The sequence below is a fragment of the Bradyrhizobium sp. S3.7.6 genome (assembly GCF_054061875.1).
The window spans coordinates 7,879,833-7,899,302 of sequence record NZ_JBSSEQ010000001.1 but is presented as its reverse complement, the minus strand read 5'-3'; the positions used below and the strand labels follow the sequence as shown (position 1 = coordinate 7,899,302).

Below are 19,470 nucleotides of genomic sequence, written 5' to 3'. Positions count from 1 at the left end.
CCATCGCCGGCGTAAGGGCCGCCTGACGCCTTCCGGGGTTAGAGCGGGCGCCGAAAATTACCGCGCCCGCTAGGCTCGAACCTTAATTTGTGACGGGCGCCGCCTTGCGGACCAACACTTCGTTGCCCGCCCGGCTGATTTCAAGCGCACGTGGCTGCTGGGACGTTGAGAGAACAACGCTTTGGCCTGGCGCGAGAACAGAGACTACGCGGATTGGCGTTCCCGTCTCGCCCTGAGCAAGGGTCGTCACGACATGGAACCCATCGCGCTCAACGGTGTAGTAGGCGACGCCGGACACCCCGCCGAGATCGATGCTCTTTGCCTGAATTGGCCTGAGGCTATCTGCATGAGCGGTTCCAAAAGCGGCTAAGGCTAGTGTCGCGGCTAAGAGGCTACTGCGGATTGACATGTTGATCTCCTTTAGCTGGGCGGTGGGCCACGCCCTCCGTTCCCTTGCCACATAAGATGGGCGGCCTATGCTCATTGATCAAACAGATTGGATCGATGATGGGTATCGATGCCGTCAATCTAAGCCATCTCGACCTAAACCTACTGGTTCACCTCGATGCCTTGCTTCGCGAACGTAGCGTCACGCGAGCTGCAGGCCGCGTAGGCATTGGTCAGTCGGCGATGAGCCACAACCTCGCCCGCCTGCGTGACCTGTTCGGCGACGAGCTTCTGACGCGAGGGCCCGACGGCTTGCGCCTCACTCCTCGTGCAGTGATGCTGGTAGAGCCGGTGCGGGCTACGCTGTCTCAAATCCAAACGATTGTCTCACGCGACGACGCATTCGATCCAGCGACGGCAGAGCGGACCTTCAGGTTCGGACTCCCAGACAGCATGGAAATCCTGGTCCTTCCCGCTCTCCTCGCACGCCTGCGCGAGGTCGCGCCTGGCGTCCATCTGCGGCTCTACAACATCGACTCGTCGAGACTTCTGGATGATCTCGATGCCGACGAACTGGACCTCGCTATTGGCTATGACGTCTTTCCTCAGGGCCAGATCCACCACAAGCGGCGTCTGCTGTTCAATGAGAGCTATCTGTGCATGTTCAACAAGGAGATAACGGGCATCACCGACGCCCAAATCTCGCTCGAAGATTATGTGCGGTTACCTCATGTTCTCACGAGCCTGCGGCCGGGCCGGACTGTGCGCGGCGTGGTAGACGACGCCCTTGAGAAACTGGGATTGCGGCGGACGGTTGTCCTGACCACGCCTCGCTTCCTCACTGTCCCTGCCTTGGTGGCACGCGCACCTGTCGTCGTGACAATGCACGCGCGGCTGGCTCGGTTGTTCGCCACAGAACTCAAGCTTAGCCTGAGCCAGCCTCCGGTGGATTTGCAGGACGTAGCTGTTTCACTGCTCTGGCACGCTTCCTACGATCACGATCCATCTCATGCGTGGCTGCGTCAGATCTTGGTGGAATTGGTCTCCGAGCTTTGAGCTGGCCACCACCCGGCGTGGAGCGGTGCAGACTCCACAGGCCACTTGTCGCCCTTTGGCCCTTAGCAGACGTTCCAGCGCTCTGGGTCGATGCCGGCTTTTGACCCAAAGCAGAAGTCGCTGTTGAAACCAATCATTGCCCAGCAATCCATCGGTCCGGCGGCACCTCACGCTCATGTGTCCGCGGCGAGGCCGCTATTTCTATTGAATTACGATCGTAATTTAATATTGTGACCGTAATGGCATCAAGCTGAGCCGCTGTTGGGCGGCGGCCGGGTGCCGCCAAACAGCTCCCAGCGAGGATTTCATGGACGACACGACCACGGCCTCACGCCACATCGCATCGCGACAAACCACAGATGTCGGCTCGCTTGGGCTCGCAACCGCTGCAGCAGCGGTTCGCAACGGCGATATCACCTCGGAGGCCTACACCGCGGCACTTTTACAGCGCGCCCGAGCGCTTGCCGAGCTGAACGCCTTCATCACCATCGACGAGGCCGGGGTGCTGGCGGCCGCGAGGGCCGCAGACAAATCGCGTGCGGCCGGATCGGCGGCCCCGCTCCTCGGCGTGCCGCTTGGGGTGAAGGACAGTTATTTGACGGAAGGGCTACCTACCAGCCTGGGCGTCGAAGGTCTCGCTCACTTCGTGCCGCGCGAAGATGCCGACGCTGTCCAGGCCATTAAGGGTGCGGGCGCTTTGGTCTTCGGCAAGAACAACCTCGTCGAGATGTCGTACGGCTTGACCGGTCACAACGCGCGTTACGGCCAGGTGAAGAATCCGCACGCACGAGATCGCGTGTCGGGCGGCTCCTCGAGCGGCTCCGCCGCATCCGTGGCCGCCGGCATCGTTCCCGCGTCCTTGGGCGGTGACACCGTTGGGTCGATCCGGGTGCCAGCATCGTTCTGTGGGGTCGTGGGATTTAAGCCAACCACCGGGCGTTGGCCGCGCTACGGCGTTGCGCCGATCTCCCATACGCTCGACACGACGGGCGTATTCGCGCGTAGCGTTGAGGATTGCATGCTGGTGGATCAGGTCGTGACCGGCGAACAGGCGGCGGAGTCCTCCGACGGCGGCTACGGCTTGAAGGGTGCCCGGCTGGCCTTCGCGCCGCGACAGTTCCTGGATCTGGTGGACTCGGAGGTCGAGACCCGCTTCCGCGAGGTGGTTCGGCGCTTGCAGGACGCCGGCGCCGAGATCGTTGAAGTAGACCTTGGCGACGATTTCAATTCCCTCGTCCAAACCGCAACATGGGGCATCTTCGCTCATGAGACGATGGGCGAAATTTCAGAGTTTCTTCGCCGCCATGACATTCCGACCACGTTCGAGGCCATTTACGAGGGCCTTAAGCCCCAACTTCGGCAGGCGTGGGGGCACATCGTGCTGCCGGGTGGCGCAGGTGCTACCTCGGCAGAGGCCTATCAGGTTGCGCTCGACGTGAGCCGGCCGGAAATCCAGCGCCGGCTCAACACGGCGTTCGTCTCTCATGGAGCGCTGGTCATTCTGCAACCGACCACGCCCTGCACGGCGCCTTTGATCGAGGAGCAGGCGACCGTCCATATCGCGGGGCAGGAAGTTAGCTACCTCGCTTTGGCGAACCACACCGTGTCGGCAAGCAGCGTAGGGTTGCCCGGTGTCAGCCTTCCTGTTGGCTTGTCTCGCGCGGGGCTGCCGATCGGGCTTGAGCTGGATGCCCCCTTAGGGAGCGACCGGGGGCTTCTAAACCTTGCCCGCGGCATCGAGGGCATCTTGGGCGCAGAGTCGAGTGCGATCTGACGTCGTGATCGACCAGCGTCGGTTTCAGTCAGCTTGGCAGCGATAATGTCGATCCAGTGGCCCAGCAACTTGATCGCGACCTCCAGGCTTTGCTGGAAGCGGCCGCAGCGTAAGGGCCGCGGGATATTGGTGGAGGGGAGAGAACATGCGCTTCGAGAAAGGTCATAAGGCGGCGACGCGACTGCACATCATCGATGTGGCGTCGAAGTGCATGCGCCGGAACGGCATCTCCGCCGCCGGGATCGCCGGGATCATGGACGAGGCCGGCCTGACCAAAGGCGCATTCTCTCCGCACTTCGAATCCAAAGACGCGCTCGTTCGCGAGGCGCTGGCGAGCGCGCTCGACGACCAGCAACATCGCCTCGATGAGGATCAGCGGAGAGGCCTGGACCTTGAGGGAGCGATCCGGAGATACCTGAACCGCGCTCACCTCGAAGACCCGACGGGCGGATGCCCCTCGGCGGCGTTGCTCCCCGAAATCGCCCGACAGCCCCTGTCCACCAGGAAAGATTACGAGAAGGGGCTGCGAAGCTACGTTGCGACATTGGCTGCACTGCTTCCTGACGCAGATGCATCAGCGAGCCGCCGCCGCGCGACCGCCATCTTCGGTCTCATGGTGGGCACCCTTCAGTTCGCGCGGGCCGTGCCCAACGCTGCGCAGGCCGAGCAGATCCTGGAAGGCGGCGTTGAGGCCGCCTTGCACTTGGCACGAGCTCCCTCTCGCTAGATTAGGAAGCCGGGAGAGGCGGTCCCTCGAGGTCCGCTTCACCAAACAGAGCAGACACGGCGTCGCATTGTCCGCCGCGAGCAGCGAAGGGCGTCGCTGGCTCCGAGCGCAACGATTGGGCGATCTAATTCGCGCATTCAATCGCGCTTTGATGCTGCTTTGGTTTTGCTTCATATGATTGGCAGGCCGCCCGGGCGGCTCAATAAGGGGGTTTTGAAATGAGGAAGTTTACACTTGTATTGCTGTCGACAGTCGCTCTCGGCCCGATCACAGCCCAGGCTGCGGATCTGGCGCCGGTCCGTATGTCGTCGAAGGCTCCCGCTCAGGTGGGCAACTGGACGGGATTCTATATCGGCGGCAACGTTGGTTATGGCTGGGGCAGCTACGGCGCGTCGAACGCCACCGGGACAATCGTGAACTCGAATGGCGGTTCGGGCATCTATGGCTTCAACGCTGTATCCGGAAACGGCAATGGGGTCACGGCCGGTATCCAGGCCGGCTACAACTGGCAGATCGAGCAGACTGTGCTCGGCATCGAGGCTGATTGGCAGTATCTCAATTCAAAGGCCAGCACCGGCAACTCGGCTATTGCTGTTCCCGTCTTCATCGGCGGCAATTTCAGCGGCAGCACGTCCGTCAGCACCGATTGGTACGCGACCTTCCGTGGCCGAGTGGGTTATGCGTTTGGGCCGGCGTTGCTCTACGCGACTGGCGGTATTGCGTTGGCCGATACCAAGGTCAGTGCGAGCGCTACGGGCAGTATCGTTACTGCCCTCTTCCCGCCAACCCTGGGACCGCTGGGCTCCATGAACGCTTCTGACAGCGCCGTCCTGATCGGCTACACGGTTGGCGGCGGTTTCGAATATGCTCTGGGGGCAGGGTGGTCGGTCAAGGGCGAGTATCTGCACATGGGTTTCGGCACGAAAGGCTACAACTTGACCGGCTCGCTTCAATCGCCGGCCGGGTTGACGGGCGTCATCGCGACTCACGTCGATATCAAGCCGAGCTTCGACATCGCCCGCGTTGGTGTGAACTATCGCTTCTGATCAGCGGATCTGAAGACGTGAAGAAAGGGAGACTTCAGGTCTCCCTTTCTCGCAATCGCAGGCCGCTTAGGCGTGCCTACTCGTCATCCTCGTCTTCGTCCTCATCCTCGTCGTGATCTTCCACTTCCAGGCGGTCGAGCGCGGCCAGCGGCAGTGTCTCGCGGAACAGATCGCCTTCCGAGCCCATCCAGAGGCAGAGGATGTCGTCGCCTTTCACCTCTGCGACGGTCAGCGGCTGGCCGCCGGATTTCAGCATCACGACGTCGCCGGTTTTCAGTTCCATGGATGGTCCTTTCGGGGTTGATCGACGAGAGGGGAGGCTAGCAAGCCGTCATGACAGGCCGATCACGGGCTATGGGACCCGTGAATTCGCTGCGGCTTGCACAGACTGCCGACACGTCGATGGCAGAGGTTCGAGTGGGGGATCGCTCGAGGTCACCAGGGGCTATTCCGTCCCAGGCACGGCGATGATGGCATCATGCGCCTGTTTTGCCCGACGCGTCAAATGATTTCGTAAAATCAGCAATGAATTGCGTTTGCGGCAAGCTCTTGAAATTGCAGCAGCCGGCTACTGTGCATGGGGTTGTTTTCGATGTTTTGTTTTCGCCTGGGTTACGGCTGGTCCGGCACGAGTTCGGTCAGCGAGCGGATGATGCGGTCGGGCTTGACGGCCGAGCCTTCGGGCAGGCCGTCGCCATGCACGTCGATCCAGATCGAGTAGATGCCGAGGCGCTGCGGCGTCACGACTTCCCATTCCAGATTGTCGCCGATCATCCAGGTGTCTTTCGCGGTGACGCCGAGCGCCTCCATCGCGTGCAGATAGGCGCGCTCCTCGGGCTTGCCGAAACCGTGCTCGCCCTCGATCTGGATGTGATCGAAGCGATGCGCGAGCTCGAAGCGCTCGACCTTGGCGCGCTGCATGTCGGCGGCGCCGTTGGTGACCAGCGCGAGTTTGACGCCGCGTGCCTTGAACGCGTCGATCGCATCATGCGCACCGGGGAACACGAAGATCGCTTCTTCGCGATAGGTCGTGAAGCGGTTGGCGAGGCGATCGGCGAGATCGTCGGAGAGGGCGCGGTGGCCGTCGGCGGCGAGCGCGGCGAAGCCGCCCCGCACTGTGAGCCGCCGTGCCTCGCCAAGCTTCATTCGCCATGCGGCTTCCGCATTGGCCCAGAAGTTTCGTGCGAAGGCCAAAACTGCGATCGCGACCTGCTGCGGCGGCAGCGGCGCGAGCTCGTCGGCAAATTCTTCTGCGATCGTATTCCAGGCGATCTCGGGCCGGCCGTAGGCCGACAGGATGGTGTCGTCCATGTCGATCAGCATGGCGCGCGGCAGCGGAGGCATCGCGGTGCTCATGGCCATTTCACCTCCGGCGGCAGCGACGACAGGATGGAGTCCACGTTGCCGCCGGTCTTGAGCCCGAAGATGGTGCCGCGGTCGTAGAGCAGGTTGAATTCGACATAGCGACCGCGCCGGATCAACTGCTCCTCGCGATCCTCAGCGGTCCAGGCGCTCGCGAAATTGCGCCTGACGATGTCAGGGTAGATTTTCTGGAAGGCGCGGCCGACATCCTGGGTAAAGGCAAGGTCGGCGTCCCAGTCGCCGCTGTCGTGCCAGTCGTAGAAGATGCCGCCGATGCCGCGCGCCTCTCTCCGGTGCGGCAGGTAGAAATACTCGTCGCACCATTTCTTGTATTTGTCGTAGTCGGCAACACCGTTCGGGCCCGTGCAGGCCTCCTTCATCGCGGCGTGGAAGGCGAGCGTGTCGGGATCGTCCTGCGTGCGCCGGCGGTCGAGCACCGGCGTGAGATCGGCGCCGCCGCCGAACCAGGCTTTTGTGGTGACGACGAAGCGGGTGTTCATGTGCACGGCGGGCACGTGCGGATTGCGCAGATGCGCGATTAGCGAGATGCCGGAGGCCCAGAACTTGGGGTCGTCTGCTGCGCCCGGGATCTGGGCGCGAAACTCGGGCGCGAATTCGCCGTGCACCGTCGAGCAGTGCACGCCGACCTTCTCGAACAGGCGGCCGGACATCATCGACATCACGCCGCCGCCGCCGGGCGCGCCGGTATGATCGGTGCGCTGCCAGGGCGTGCGTTTGAAGCGGCCGGCCGCGCCCGGATAAAGGCTTTGGGGGGCGTCATCCTCCAGCCGCTCGAAGCTCGCGCAGATGTCGTCGCGCAAAGCTTCGAACCAGGCGCGGGCGCGCGTCTTGCGGTCTTCGATTGTCGAGATGTCCATATCCAATTCCAAAACCGGTCTCGTAGGGTGGGCAAAGGCGCTCTTGCGCCGTGCCCACCATCTTCACTGTCGTCCTGAATGGTGGGCACGCTTCGCTTTGCCCACCCTGCGAATTTCACCCCTGCGGACCGTAATAGGTGCAGCTCTCGTTGCAACTGTCGCGGTGGATGCTGACGCGGGTGAGCTCGCCGATATGCTGGAGCCGCTCCCAGACGAAGCGCGAGAGGTTTTCCAGCGTCGGCGTGCCCAGCGCCTCGATCTTGTTGAGGTATTTGTGGTCCAGCGTCAGCCGTACGTCCTCGATGGCGCGCTGGACGAGGCCGAGATCGACCACCATGCCGGTCGCAGGGTCCGGCGTGCCGCGCAACGTCACCTCGGCGCGGAATGAGTGGCCGTGGATCTCCTCGCTCGCGGCGCCAAAGGTCGTCCCCGATAGTGAGTGCGCCGCCTCGAAGCGGAACGATTTCGTCAATTCCCACATCTGTTCGAAAACCAATCCTATCTGATGCCGAGCGATTTATGTGTCTGCACGCTCAGCCGCCATTGCGGATGGCGCAGGCAATAGTCGATCGCACGCACGGTGTTTTGGGCAACCTCGGGTCCGTCCATCGGCTGCAGCGAGAAGCGTTCGAAGGCGAGGTCCTCGAAGGTCTCGGGGGCGGCGAGGGCCTGCGGATAGACCAGCTTCAGCTCGTGGCCGCGGCGCTGGACGAGTTCGCTGCCGCCCTTGGGGCTGACGCAGATCCAGTCGAGCCCCTCAGGCGCCGCAATCGTGCCGTTGGTCTCGACGCCGATCTCGAAGCCGCGGGCGTGGAGGGCGTCGATCAGGGCGGCATCGACCTGGAGCAGCGGCTCGCCGCCGGTGAGCACCACGTAACGGTTGTTGTCAGCGGCGGCCGTCCATTGCGCGGCGATGGTGTCGGCGAGTTCCGCGGCCGAGGCATAGCGGCCGCCGAGCGTGCCGTCGGTGCCGACGAAGTCGGTGTCGCAGAATTTGCAGGTCGCGGCCTCGCGGTCGGCCTCGCGGCCGCTCCAGAGGTTGCAGCCGGCAAAACGGCAGAACACCGACGCGCGCCCGGCATGGGCGCCTTCGCCTTGCAGGGTCAGGAAGATTTCCTTGACCGCGTAACTCAATGATCTCTCCTCAACATCTCAAACTTGCGGGTTCCGGAGCTGCCGCAGCGCCTCGCCTGCGGCCATCGCCGCGGTCATGGCAACATTGAGCGACCGCAGCCCCGCATTGATCGGGATCACCAGCCGCGCGTCCGCAGCCTCGACCACCGCGTCGGTGACGCCGGCGCTCTCGCGCCCGAATAGCAGGATGTCCGCCGTCTGGTAATGAAAATCGCGGTAATCGGTGGCGGCCTTGGTGGTGAACAGAAGCAGGCGGTAGCCCTGTGTCGCACGCCAGTCCTCGAATTTCGACCAGGAGTCGTGGCGGGTCACGCTGACATGATCGAGGTAGTCCATTCCCGCCCGGCGGAACAAGCGGTCGGAGAACGGGAAGCCCGCCGGCTCGATGATATGGGCGGCCATGCCCAGGCAGGCACAGAGCCTGAGAATCGTGCCGGTGTTCTGGGCGATGTCGGGTTGGAAAAGCGCGATCTGCATGGGCTGTATCAGGGTCGGTGCGGGCCGGAAATGTCTCAATAAAACATCGCTGGCTGCGGAATTCGTGCATTGCACGCCCCCACGCCGTTAGCGGGCTTGCGCTCGCCCGGCAAGGGTGCCAATAGAACGATTCTGGACTGCTGTTTTCGCCTTGTTTCGGTGGGGACAAGTGAAGTTCTGCCGCCGCGGGGGGCCGCGGGCGCCGGCACGCTGTTTTGGGGACCTTGGGGGCTCCCGGAACGGTTCCGTCGGCAGCATAAGAAGAAAGGGTTGGAATCGTGACGACAGCGTCTTCGGCGGACCATCCGACACGCCGTGATTTCTTATTCGTTGCAACGGGGGCAGCTGCAGCAGTAGGGGGCGCAGCTGCGCTCTGGCCCTTCATCTCTCAAATGAATCCTGATGCGTCGACCATCGCCGCCGGTGCGCCGATCGAGGTCGATCTCAGCCCGGTCGCCGAGGGGCAGGACATCAAGGTGTTCTGGCGCGGCAAGCCGATCTACGTCAGCCACCGCACCAAGAAGCAGATCGACGAGGCGCGCGCCGTCAACGTGGCGAGCCTGCCCGATCCGCAGTCCGACGAGGCCCGGGTCAAGCCGGGCCACGAGCAGTGGCTGGTCGTGATCGGTATCTGCACCCATCTCGGCTGCATCCCGATCGCTCATGAGGGCAATTACGACGGGTTCTTCTGCCCCTGCCATGGTTCGCAGTACGATTCGTCCGGCCGCATCCGCCAGGGGCCCGCGCCCGCGAACCTGCCGGTGCCGCCGTACCAGTTCGTTTCCGACACCAAAATCCAGATCGGCTGAGCTTCGGGCCTTCGCCCGAAGCTTCGCGCCGTCTCGTCGTTATATTTCCTCAGGATCGCATCATGAGCGGACCATCCGACTACCAGCCGAGCAATCCGGCCCTGCAATGGATCGAGCGACGTCTGCCGATCATCGGTCTCGTCCATTCCTCCTTCGTCGTCTATCCCACCCCGCGCAACCTGAACTACTGGTGGACCTTCGGCGCCATCCTCTCCTTCATGCTGGGGATGCAGATCCTGACCGGCGTGGTCCTGGCGATGCATTACACGCCGCACGCCGATCTCGCCTTCAAGTCGGTCGAACTGATCGTCCGTGACGTCAATTACGGCTGGCTGCTGCGCAACATGCATGCCTGCGGCGCGTCGATGTTCTTCTTCGCGGTCTACGTCCACATGCTGCGCGGCCTCTATTACGGCTCCTATAAGGAGCCGCGCGAGGTGCTGTGGATCCTCGGCGTCATCATCTACCTCCTGATGATGGCGACGGGCTTCATGGGCTACGTGCTGCCGTGGGGCCAGATGAGCTTCTGGGGCGCCACCGTCATCACCAATCTGTTCTCCGCCATTCCCTATGTCGGCGAGAGCATCGTGACGCTGTTGTGGGGCGGCTATTCGGTCGGCAACCCGACGCTGAACCGCTTCTTCTCGCTGCACTATCTGCTGCCGTTCCTGATCGCTGGCGTCGTCGTGCTCCACGTCTGGGCGCTGCATGTCGCCGGCCAGAACAATCCTGACGGCGTCGAGCCGAAGACGGAAAAGGACACGGTGCCGTTCACGCCGCACGCGACCATCAAGGACGGGTTCGGTGTCGCCTGCTTCCTGCTGCTCTACGCCTGGTTCATCTTCTACATGCCGAACTATCTCGGCGACGCCGACAACTACATCCCGGCGAACCCGGGCGTGACGCCGCCACACATCGTGCCGGAATGGTATTACCTGCCGTTCTACGCGATCCTGCGTTCGATCCCGAACAAGCTTGCGGGCGTGATCGGGATGTTCTCGGCGATCATCATCCTGTGCTTCCTGCCCTGGCTCGATGCCGCCAAGACCAGGTCGTCGAAGTACCGTCCGCTGGCCAAGCAGTTCTTCTGGATCTTCGTCGCGGTCTGCATCCTGCTCGGCTATCTCGGCGCGCAGCCGCCGGAAGGCATCTACGTGATCGCCGGCCGGGTCCTGACGGTCTGCTACTTCGCCTATTTCCTGATCGTGCTGCCGCTGCTCTCGCGCATCGAGACGCCGCGGCCGGTGCCGAACTCGATCTCGGAGGCGATCCTGGCCAAGGGCGGCAAGGCGGTGGCCTCGGTCGCCATCGCGCTCGTTGCCGCCGGCGCGTTGTTCCTCGGCAGCCTTCAGGACGCTCGCGCCTCCGAAGGCAGCGACAGGCCGCCGGGCAACAAATGGTCGTTCTCCGGCCCTTTCGGTAAGTACGACCGCGGCGCGCTCCAGCGCGGCCTGCAGGTCTACAAGGAGGTCTGCTCGAGCTGCCATGGCCTGTCCTACATCGCCTTCCGCAACCTCGCGGAAGCCGGCGGCCCCGGCTATTCGGTGGCGCAGGCAGCGGCGTTTGCGTCCGACTACAAGGTCAAGGACGGCCCGAACGATGCGGGTGACATGTTCGAGCGCCCGGGCCGGCCGGCGGACTATTTCCCCTCGCCATTCCCGAACGAGCAGGCGGCCCGTGCGGCGAACGGCGGTGCGGCGCCGCCCGATCTGTCGCTGATCACCAAGGCGCGCTCCTACGGTCGCGGCTTCCCCTGGTTCATCTTCGACTTCTTCACCCAGTACCAGGAGCAGGGCCCGGACTATGTCGCGGCGGTGCTCCAGGGCTTTGAGGACAAGGTGCCTGAAGGCGTGACCATCCCGGAAGGCTCCTACTACAACAAGTACTTCCCGGGCCACGCGATCAAGATGCCGAAGCCGCTCAGCGACGGCCAGGTAACCTATGGCGACGGCTCGCCGACCACGGTCGCGCAATATTCCAAGGACGTCACCACGTTCCTGATGTGGACCGCCGAACCCCACATGGAAGCGCGCAAGCGCCTCGGCTTCCAGGTGTTCGTGTTCCTGATCATCTTCGCGGGCCTGATGTACTTCACGAAGAAAAAGGTCTGGACCGACTCCCACTGAGCGGATCGAGAAGAAAATGAAGAAGCCCCCGCGAGGGGGCTTTTTTTGTTGGACACGAGCGTGTGTTGTTTGGCGCGATTGCCTATCGCGCTCCCAGCGGCCAAAATACTGCCAACCGCTCCCCCAGAAACTCATCGGAGGACACCATGGGAACCGCCATCACCTTCAAGCGCCCGGACGGCAAGGACGCCTCGGGCTATCTCGCCAACGCCGCGCGCGGCAACGCGCCGGGCGTGGTCGTGATCCAGGAGTGGTGGGGCCTGTCGGACCAGATCAAGGGCCTGTGCGACCGCTTTGCGCTCGCCGGCTTCGATGCGCTGGCGCCTGATCTCTACAAGGGCAAGGTGGTGCCGTATCACGACACGGACGCCGCCGGTAAGGAGATGAACTCGCTCGATTTCATGGACGCCACCACGCAGACCGTCCGCGGCGCCACGCAATATCTGTCGCGCAACGGCGCCAAGGTCGGGCTAACAGGCTTCTGCCTCGGCGGCGCCGTCACCATCATCGGCGCGACCAAGATTCCGGAGCTTGCGGCCGGCGTCGTGTTCTACGGCATCCCGCCAGAGCAGGCGGCCAAGCCCGCCGACGTCAAGATCCCGCTCCAGGCCCATTTCGCCAACAAGGACGACTGGTGCACGCCGCAACTGGTCGATGCCTTTGAAAACGGCATGAAGGCCGCCGGCAAGTCGCTCGAGCTGTTCCGCTATGATGCCGAGCACGCTTTCGTCAACGAGCAGCGCCAGGCCGTGCACGACCGCGAAGCCGCCGAGCTCGCCTGGGGCAGGGCGACGGAGTTTTTCAGGAAGCATCTCGGCTGATCGCCTGGAGCCCGGACGGCATCGGGCCCACCCTTGACGCCGTCCCCGCGCCATGGTGAGTATCCGCCCCATGAGCACCGCCGTCCGCCCAGCCCGTCTTTGGTGGCGCACCTCCTAAAGAGGTGGCCGGTGCGATTTCATTTCTCAAAATCGTCGAAGGTCGCCACGCAGTGCGGCGGCCTGATCGTTTGTCCTGTGTGGCGTTTCCTCGGCAAGTTTCGTAAGAGGACGACATGAACAGGACAGTCTTTGCCCTCCCGGCCCGAAGCGACTACGTGACCCGCGGCGGTCTCGCGATCACGCGTGTAGCGGAGCAGTTCACCGGCGGCGCCAACAGGCTCGACGATCTCATCAACCTGCTCGACCGCCGCCGCGGCGTGGTGCTGTCCTCGGGCACGACCGTGCCCGGCCGCTACGAGAGCTTTGACCTCGGCTTCTCCGATCCGCCGCTCAAGCTCGAGACCACTGGCGTCAATTTCAAGCTGGAAGCGCTCAATGAACGCGGCCAGGTGCTGATCGCCTTCCTCGCAGACGTGCTGCACGAGCCCTGCGTCGTGATCTCCGAGAAGAGCGCCACGCAGCTTGCCGGCCACATCATCCGCGGCGATGCGCCGGTCGAGGAAGACCAGCGCACGCGGCGCGCCAGCGTGATGTCGCTGGTGCGCGATCTCGTCGCCGCCTTCTCCGCCAACGATGACGGGCTGCTCGGCCTGTTCGGCGCCTTCGCCTACGACCTCGTGTTCCAGATCGAGGACCTCGTGCAGAAGCGCGCACGCGAAAATGATCAGCGCGACATCGTGCTCTACGTCCCCGATCGCCTGCTCGCCTACGACCGCGCCACCGGCCGCGGCGTGGTGCTGAGTTACGATTTTGCGTGGAAGGGCAAGTCCACCGAAGGCTTGCCGCGCGAGACCGTCGAGAGCCCGTACCTCAAGACACCGCGCCAGGGCTTTGCCGATCACGCGCCTGGTGAATATCAGGCCACGGTCGAGACCGCGCGCGCGGCTTTCGCGCGCGGCGATCTGTTTGAGGCCGTACCCGGACAACTGTTCGCCGAGCCCTGCGATCGCTCGCCGGCGGAAGTGTTCCAGCGCCTCTGCGTCATCAACCCGTCGCCCTACGGCGCGCTGATGAATCTCGGCGAGGGCGAGTTCCTCGTCTCCGCCTCGCCGGAAATGTTCGTGCGCTCGGACGGCCGCCGCGTCGAGACCTGCCCGATATCAGGGACGATCGCGCGCGGCACCGATGCGATCGGCGATGCCGAGCAGATCCGCCAGCTCCTGAACTCGGAGAAGGACGAGTTCGAGCTCAACATGTGCACCGACGTCGATCGCAACGACAAGGCGCGCGTCTGCGTCCCCGGTACGATCAAGGTGCTGGCGCGGCGGCAGATCGAGACCTACTCAAAACTGTTCCACACCGTCGATCACGTCGAGGGCATGCTGCGTCCCGGCTTCGACGCGCTCGATGCCTTCCTCACCCATGCCTGGGCGGTGACGGTAACCGGCGCGCCAAAACTCTGGGCGATGCAGTTCGTCGAGGATCACGAGCGTTCGCCGCGGCGCTGGTATGCCGGCGCGATCGGTGCGGTGAATTTCGACGGCAGCATCAACACCGGCCTCACCATCCGCACCATCCGCATGAAGGATGGTCTCGCCGAGGTGCGCGTCGGTGCCACCTGCCTGTTCGATTCCGATCCCGCGGCCGAAGACCGCGAGTGCCAGGTCAAGGCTGCAGCCCTGTTCCAGGCGCTGCGCGGCGATCCGCCAAAGCCGCTCTCGGCCTTCGCGCCCGACGCGACCGGCTCGGGCAAGCAGGTGCTGCTGATCGATCACGACGACAGCTTCGTGCACATGCTGGCCGATTATTTCCGCCAGGTCGGCGCCGACGTCACCGTGGTCCGCCATGTGCATGCGCTCGACATGCTCAAGCGGAAGAAATGGGATTTGCTGGTGCTGTCGCCCGGACCCGGCAGGCCCGAAGATTTCGGGATCAAGAAGACCATCGATGCGGCGCTGGAGAAGAAGCTGCCGGTGTTCGGCGTCTGTCTCGGCGTGCAGGCGATCGGCGAATATTTCGGCGGCGAGCTCGGTCAGCTCACCCATCCCGCGCACGGCCGGCCCTCGCGGGTGCAGGTCCGCGGCGGACGCCTGATGCGCAATTTGCCGAACGAGATCGTCATCGGCCGCTATCACTCGCTCTATGTCGAGCGCGACAGCATGCCCGAGGTGCTTGATGTCACCGCCAGCACCGAGGACGGCGTCGCCATGGCGCTCGAGCACAAGACCCTGCCGGTTGCCGGCGTGCAGTTCCACCCGGAATCGCTGATGTCGCTCAGTGGCGAGGTGGGCCTGCGGATTGTCGAGAATGCGTTCCGGCTGGATGCGCGCGTTGATTGAGAGGCACCAATGACCTTTGACCACGATCTGAAGGCGAGCGTCCGCACCATCGTCGACTATCCCAAGCCGGGGATCATGTTCCGCGACATCACGACGCTGCTCGCCGATGCGCGCGCCTTCCGCCGCGCGGTCGACGAGCTCGTCAATCCCTGGGCCGGCAACAAGATCGACAAGGTCGCCGGCATGGAGGCGCGCGGCTTCATCATCGGCGGCGCGGTGGCGCATCAGCTCTCGGCCGGCTTCGTGCCGATCCGGAAAAAAGGCAAGTTGCCGCACACCACCGTGCGCATTGCCTACTCGCTCGAATACGGCATCGACGAGATGGAGATGCATGTCGACGCGATCCAGCCCGGCGAGCGCGTCATCCTGGTCGACGATCTCATCGCCACCGGCGGCACCGCGGAAGGCGCGGTGAAGCTCCTCCGCCAAATCGGCGCCAATGTCGTCGCCGCCTGCTTCATCGTCGATCTGCCCGATCTCGGCGGTGCCGCCAAGCTGCGCGCGATGGACGTGCCGGTGCGCACGCTGATGACGTTCGAAGGGCATTGAGCCGCGTCGGCGCCCCGGCGGTCGTCAGATCGCCTCGGCCTTCAATGCCGACCGCCAATGCAGCATGCGCTCCTTCAGGAGCGCGTTCCTGACGTAGTCCGTCTCCTCATCTTCCAGCCGCTCGCATTCGCCGAACGTCAGGCCCGCCTCGCCATGCGCGTTCCAGGCGGCCTGGAGGGTACGGCAGGTGTGGCTGCCTTGGCGGAGCGAGAACCAGATGCGGTTCTGGATGGTCTGCAGGTTCGGCGCCTGGCCGACCCAGGCCTCGCCCGATGCCGCGCAGCGGACGACGTAGATGCCCGCAATGGTCTTGCGCTCCTTGTAGGCGGCGATGGCTGCCTTCCGGTCGATGCTCACGGGGGTGGGACCTTGCTGAGAGGGATACCGATCTCCGCCTCAATAGGCGCGGTCAGCCCCGCAGTCAATATTATCCGGGTAAAATTATCGCCTCAGGAGCTTTGCAGGATCAGGCTGAGCTCGAGCTCGCGGAAGGCGAGGTAGTTCCGCCGGGTCCACTGGTGCAGCTCGGTGGAGGCGTCCTTCTCCTGGCGCAGATAGCCGGTGAAGGAGAAGTTGAGCCGGTCGATATAGGTCTTGAGGAAGCCGGGTAGCGCGGGCAGGCGGAACAGCCGCCCGGTTGCCATCGCGGCCGGCAGCTCGCCGCGCACGATGTGCTCATTGTCCACCGTGATCAGGTTTATCCGGGGGATCTGCCCGCGCAGCATCTCGTGGGCGCGGGCCGAGACGCGATCGGTATCGGCCACGAACAGGATCATCGGCGCGACGTGGCGGCGCGCGGCCTCCTTCAACAGGCCGATCTCGTCGCTCATCTTGAAGAACTCGTCGAAGGCGTGGAAGCCGAGGTCGATCACCTTGGCCATGCCGTCATCGACGATGACGCGGTCCATCAGCTGCATCTTGCCGTAGGTGTCGATCACATCAGCCGTTTCGGTGACCTTCGGCAGATAGTCGAGTAGCGACGGTTCCTTCAGGTTGACGTCGAAGGCCGCGACGTCGCCGTTCTTGAGCAGCAAAAATTCGCTCAAAAGCCGCGCCAGCAGCGTCTTGCCGACCTGCGGGCGGGGCGAGCAGATGATGTAAAGGGGCGTCGCGGGCATCGACAGCTATATCAGGCGAACTCACCGCCCAATCCAGCCGTATCCGCCCGGGCTCTGCAACTATTTTTCGCTGTTGCGGGTGGCGGGCTTCGAACCGACGATGTCGGTCAGCCGGATCCGGTCGAACTCGCTCCAGACATTCGCCAGCCAGTGGCGGACATAGCCGCGCAGCACGAAGGAATAGTTCGCGGCTTCGTCGTTGATGCCCTTGTTGGCGACGAATTTCAGGAACGGGACGGAGGACACCTCGACCTGCTCATAGGCCATTTCGTTGAGCTTGGGGATGGTCAGCTCGGTCGCGTCCTTGATGCGGTGGAAGTAGGAATTGTAGGTCGCCTGGTCCCACTGGAAGAACTGGGTGTCGTTGATGAAGTTCTTCACCAGGAAATATTTTGCGCCCCCCATGAAGCCCGCGGTCTCGGCGATTTCGTCGAGCGACGCGATCGAGGGGCCCAGGATGTGGAACACCGCGAAGGTGATCTGGCCGGCCTTGGCGGCGTCGAGGAAGCCGATGTCGCGCAGCGAGGCCAGCGCCGGCGAGAGCAGGCCGGCGCGGACGTCGATCACGGTCACCGACGGGCTCGCCGCGTTGAGCGTGTCGAAGATCTTCATCTGGTCCGAGGTCGTCATCATGTCGACGATCTCGGTGATCTCGGGGTGAAAGCGCTTCAGGGTTCCGCGCGGCGACTCCGTGTCGAAGGCGCGCGTCGGTACGTTGTTGGCGGAAAAATAATCGAGCAAGGTGCGCGACACCGTGGTCTTGCCCACCCCGCCCTTGTCCGCGCCCACCACAACCACTGCCGGCTTTGCCATTGCTGTCCCCTAACGCGCCCTCCGATTGCGCCTTGCAATCGGTCGGGCCCCAAATCGATGTCCCAAGTCTGCTGTTGGGCGCGAACATGGCAGAAACAAGGGAGAATTCAAATCCTCGGCCTATGGTTGTGGCAATTTCCGAGGTTTTTCCCAATCGCAACGCAACCCTTCGCAAGTCGCTTAAAATCCCGCCCTTAACGACGGCCCCATGGACCCATCGGATTGCCGGCTGCAGTTCCGGAGGGTGCGGGTACGGGCGGCGGACTGGCCGAGCCGCCTGCATCGTCCCAAGGCCCCTGGCGCAACGGCGGCGGGCCGCCCTGCCGCTCAACCTGTGCCTCAGGCTCGTCCGCCTCGTCGGGCGGCGGCAGCGGGCCGGGATCATGGCCGCCGGCGAACTTGACCAGCGCGTCGACCCGGGACTGCACCGAGGGATGGGTCGCGAACAAATCGGCAAAGCCCTCGCGCGGATTGTCGACGCAGAGCTCCATCACCGCCGAGGTCGCGCCCGGCAGCTCGCCGCGGTTCTCGATCTTGCGCAGCGCCGAGATCATGGCGTCCGGATCTTTCGTCAGCTCGACGGAGCCTGCGTCGGCGAGATATTCGCGCGAACGCGACAGCGCGAGCTTCACCACCTGCGACAATAGCCACGCCACCACGATCAACACGACCGCGATGATGATCACGATCACCGCGCCGCCGCCGGAGCTCTTGCTTTCGCTCGATGACGAGGATGATCGCGACGATGAGGACGAGCCCGACGACCACGAGCCGCCGGAGCCGGAGCTCCAGTTGAAGCTCGTGAACAGGCGGAAGAACAACTCGCCGAAGAAGCCGACCACGCCGGCGATGATGACGGCGACCACCATGAGCTGGACGTCGCCGTTCTTGATGTGGGTCAGCTCGTGGCCCAGCACCGCCTCGATCTCCTTGTCGTTGAGCGCATTGAGGAGACCCGTGGTTACGGTGATCGAATATTGCCGCGGATTGAGGCCGGTCGCGAACGCGTTCAGCGCCGGGCTTTCCATGATCTTCAGCTTCGGCATGGTGATGCCGCGCGAGATGCAGAGGTTTTCGAGCAGATTGTAGAGCCGCGGCTCTTCCTGCCGGGTGACGTCGTGGCCGCCGGTCACGGCATCGATCATCGACTGGTGGAAGAAATAGGCGATGACGATCCAGACCGCCGCCGCGATCGTCGCGAACGGCGCGGCGACGATGAGGTCGTGGAAAGCGCGGCTCAGATAGTAGGCGACAGTGCCATTGCTGTTGATGACGACTTCGGCGACCAGCGCGCCGGCATAGACCAGCACGTAGACCAGCATGAACAGGCCGGCGAGCAGCAGCATCGAACGAAACTTGTTCGAGGCGATGTGCGTGTAGAGACCATACGCGGCCATGACGCGATGCCCTGCCGGCCTATCGGCTCAACTCAGAACTTCACCTGCGGAGTGGCTTCGACTTCGGTGCGGCTGGCGCCGAGATCGAAGAAGTCCTTCTTGGTGAAGCCGAACATGCCGGCGAACAGGGCGGCGGGCATCTGCTGGATGCCGGTGTTGTATTCCTGGACCGCGTTGTTGAAGAACCGGCGGCTCGCCGCGATCTTGTTCTCGAGGTCGGAGAGCTCACTGGCGAGCTGCTGGAAGTTGGCGTTGGCCTTGAGGTCCGGATAGGCCTCCGACAGCGCGATCAGCCGGCCGAGCGCGCCGGAGAGCTGGTTCTCGGCGGCGGATACCTGTGCCGGCCCCTGTGCGGACATCGCCGAGTTGCGCGCCTTGATGACGTCGTCGAGCGTGCCACGCTCATGCGAGGCATAGCCCTTCACCGTCTCGACCAGGTTTGGGATCAGATCGTGGCGCTGCTTGAGCTGCACATCGATGTCGGCAAAGGCCTGGCCGACCCGCTGGCCCAGCGCCACCAGCCGGTTGTAGGCGCTGAACGCCAGGAACACGAGGACGACGATGACGCCGAGAACGATCCAGCCGGTCGACATGGAG

At 63.7% G+C, this 19,470-nt stretch carries 21 protein-coding genes; 9 read left to right on the top strand and 12 right to left on the bottom strand.

What is annotated here, in order from left to right; genetic code table 11:
* Positions 1 to 82: 82 nt before the first annotated feature.
* Positions 83 to 409, bottom strand: coding sequence for a hypothetical protein (locus ACVJ5M_RS38165; protein ID WP_028158248.1), 327 nt, complete (start codon positions 407 to 409; stop codon positions 83 to 85).
* A gap of 98 nt (positions 410 to 507) precedes the next feature.
* Here ACVJ5M_RS38165 and ACVJ5M_RS38160 point away from each other — a divergent pair, with 98 nt between their 5' ends.
* The 4 genes from ACVJ5M_RS38160 to ACVJ5M_RS38145 all read left to right on the top strand — a co-directional run bounded on the left by ACVJ5M_RS38160 (position 508) and on the right by ACVJ5M_RS38145 (position 4,990).
* The gene (locus ACVJ5M_RS38160; RefSeq protein ID WP_063986632.1) at positions 508 to 1,443 is read left to right on the top strand and encodes a LysR family transcriptional regulator; all 936 of its coding nucleotides are present in this window, start codon (positions 508 to 510) and stop codon (positions 1,441 to 1,443) included.
* A gap of 307 nt (positions 1,444 to 1,750) precedes the next feature.
* A complete protein-coding gene (locus tag ACVJ5M_RS38155; protein WP_063985154.1) occupies positions 1,751 to 3,217 on the top strand; it encodes an amidase family protein in 1,467 nt (488 codons plus the stop codon).
* A gap of 145 nt (positions 3,218 to 3,362) precedes the next feature.
* Complete coding sequence (locus ACVJ5M_RS38150; protein ID WP_063985153.1) at positions 3,363 to 3,944, top strand: TetR/AcrR family transcriptional regulator; 582 nt, start codon at positions 3,363 to 3,365, stop codon at positions 3,942 to 3,944.
* Between the two features lie 218 nt (positions 3,945 to 4,162).
* Positions 4,163 to 4,990 (top strand): outer membrane protein, encoded by an 828-nt coding sequence (locus ACVJ5M_RS38145; RefSeq protein ID WP_063985152.1) that lies wholly within the window; start codon positions 4,163 to 4,165, stop codon positions 4,988 to 4,990.
* Between the two features lie 76 nt (positions 4,991 to 5,066).
* Here ACVJ5M_RS38145 and ACVJ5M_RS38140 read toward each other — a convergent pair whose 3' ends face one another.
* From ACVJ5M_RS38140 to ACVJ5M_RS38115, 6 genes are all read right to left on the bottom strand, one after another.
* Positions 5,067 to 5,273 carry a YodC family protein gene (locus ACVJ5M_RS38140; protein ID WP_028153663.1) on the bottom strand — a complete coding sequence of 69 codons (207 nt, stop codon included), beginning with the start codon at positions 5,271 to 5,273 and terminating at the stop codon, positions 5,067 to 5,069.
* A gap of 329 nt (positions 5,274 to 5,602) precedes the next feature.
* Complete coding sequence (locus tag ACVJ5M_RS38135) at positions 5,603 to 6,352, bottom strand: HAD family hydrolase (protein ID WP_187387794.1); 750 nt, start codon at positions 6,350 to 6,352, stop codon at positions 5,603 to 5,605.
* Positions 6,343 to 7,230 carry an oxygen-dependent coproporphyrinogen oxidase gene (gene hemF, locus ACVJ5M_RS38130; RefSeq protein WP_063985151.1) on the bottom strand — a complete coding sequence of 296 codons (888 nt, stop codon included), beginning with the start codon at positions 7,228 to 7,230 and terminating at the stop codon, positions 6,343 to 6,345. The genes ACVJ5M_RS38135 and hemF overlap by 10 nt, the downstream gene beginning before the upstream one ends.
* Positions 7,231 to 7,345: 115 nt before the next feature.
* Entirely contained in the window at positions 7,346 to 7,711 is a 366-nt protein-coding gene (locus tag ACVJ5M_RS38125; RefSeq protein WP_063986630.1) for a 6-pyruvoyl trahydropterin synthase family protein, read from the bottom strand.
* Between the two features lie 17 nt (positions 7,712 to 7,728).
* Positions 7,729 to 8,364, bottom strand: coding sequence for a 7-carboxy-7-deazaguanine synthase (queE, locus tag ACVJ5M_RS38120; protein ID WP_063985150.1), 636 nt, complete (start codon positions 8,362 to 8,364; stop codon positions 7,729 to 7,731).
* Positions 8,365 to 8,382: 18 nt separating this feature from the next.
* Positions 8,383 to 8,841: a tRNA (cytidine(34)-2'-O)-methyltransferase gene (locus ACVJ5M_RS38115; RefSeq protein WP_063985149.1), complete on the bottom strand. Its 459-nt coding sequence runs from the start codon at positions 8,839 to 8,841 to the stop codon at positions 8,383 to 8,385.
* 278 nt (positions 8,842 to 9,119) lie between these two features.
* Here ACVJ5M_RS38115 and petA point away from each other — a divergent pair, with 278 nt between their 5' ends.
* From petA to ACVJ5M_RS38090, 5 genes are all read left to right on the top strand, one after another.
* Entirely contained in the window at positions 9,120 to 9,650 is a 531-nt protein-coding gene (gene petA / locus ACVJ5M_RS38110; RefSeq protein WP_063985148.1) for a ubiquinol-cytochrome c reductase iron-sulfur subunit, read from the top strand.
* 62 nt (positions 9,651 to 9,712) lie between these two features.
* Positions 9,713 to 11,776 (top strand): cytochrome b/c1, encoded by a 2,064-nt coding sequence (gene fbcH, locus ACVJ5M_RS38105; RefSeq protein WP_063985147.1) that lies wholly within the window; start codon positions 9,713 to 9,715, stop codon positions 11,774 to 11,776.
* Between the two features lie 146 nt (positions 11,777 to 11,922).
* A complete protein-coding gene (locus tag ACVJ5M_RS38100; protein ID WP_063985146.1) occupies positions 11,923 to 12,597 on the top strand; it encodes a dienelactone hydrolase family protein in 675 nt (224 codons plus the stop codon).
* A gap of 233 nt (positions 12,598 to 12,830) precedes the next feature.
* Positions 12,831 to 14,996 (top strand): anthranilate synthase component I, encoded by a 2,166-nt coding sequence (locus ACVJ5M_RS38095; protein WP_063985145.1) that lies wholly within the window; start codon positions 12,831 to 12,833, stop codon positions 14,994 to 14,996.
* A gap of 9 nt (positions 14,997 to 15,005) precedes the next feature.
* Entirely contained in the window at positions 15,006 to 15,545 is a 540-nt protein-coding gene (locus ACVJ5M_RS38090; protein ID WP_038943444.1) for an adenine phosphoribosyltransferase, read from the top strand.
* Positions 15,546 to 15,569: 24 nt separating this feature from the next.
* Here the strand turns inward: ACVJ5M_RS38090 and ACVJ5M_RS38085 are convergent, their stop codons facing one another.
* The 5 genes from ACVJ5M_RS38085 to ACVJ5M_RS38065 all read right to left on the bottom strand — a co-directional run bounded on the left by ACVJ5M_RS38085 (position 15,570) and on the right by ACVJ5M_RS38065 (position 19,466).
* Positions 15,570 to 15,902 (bottom strand): GIY-YIG nuclease family protein, encoded by a 333-nt coding sequence (locus ACVJ5M_RS38085; protein WP_063985144.1) that lies wholly within the window; start codon positions 15,900 to 15,902, stop codon positions 15,570 to 15,572.
* Positions 15,903 to 15,994: 92 nt separating this feature from the next.
* Entirely contained in the window at positions 15,995 to 16,663 is a 669-nt protein-coding gene (locus tag ACVJ5M_RS38080; RefSeq protein WP_063985143.1) for a hypothetical protein, read from the bottom strand.
* A gap of 60 nt (positions 16,664 to 16,723) precedes the next feature.
* Positions 16,724 to 17,476: a P-loop NTPase family protein gene (locus tag ACVJ5M_RS38075; RefSeq protein ID WP_085402523.1), complete on the bottom strand. Its 753-nt coding sequence runs from the start codon at positions 17,474 to 17,476 to the stop codon at positions 16,724 to 16,726.
* Positions 17,477 to 17,670: 194 nt separating this feature from the next.
* Complete coding sequence (locus tag ACVJ5M_RS38070) at positions 17,671 to 18,873, bottom strand: M48 family metallopeptidase (RefSeq protein ID WP_063985141.1); 1,203 nt, start codon at positions 18,871 to 18,873, stop codon at positions 17,671 to 17,673.
* A gap of 32 nt (positions 18,874 to 18,905) precedes the next feature.
* Positions 18,906 to 19,466 (bottom strand): LemA family protein, encoded by a 561-nt coding sequence (locus tag ACVJ5M_RS38065; RefSeq protein WP_014497379.1) that lies wholly within the window; start codon positions 19,464 to 19,466, stop codon positions 18,906 to 18,908.
* Between the last annotated feature and the right edge of the window lie 4 nt (positions 19,467 to 19,470).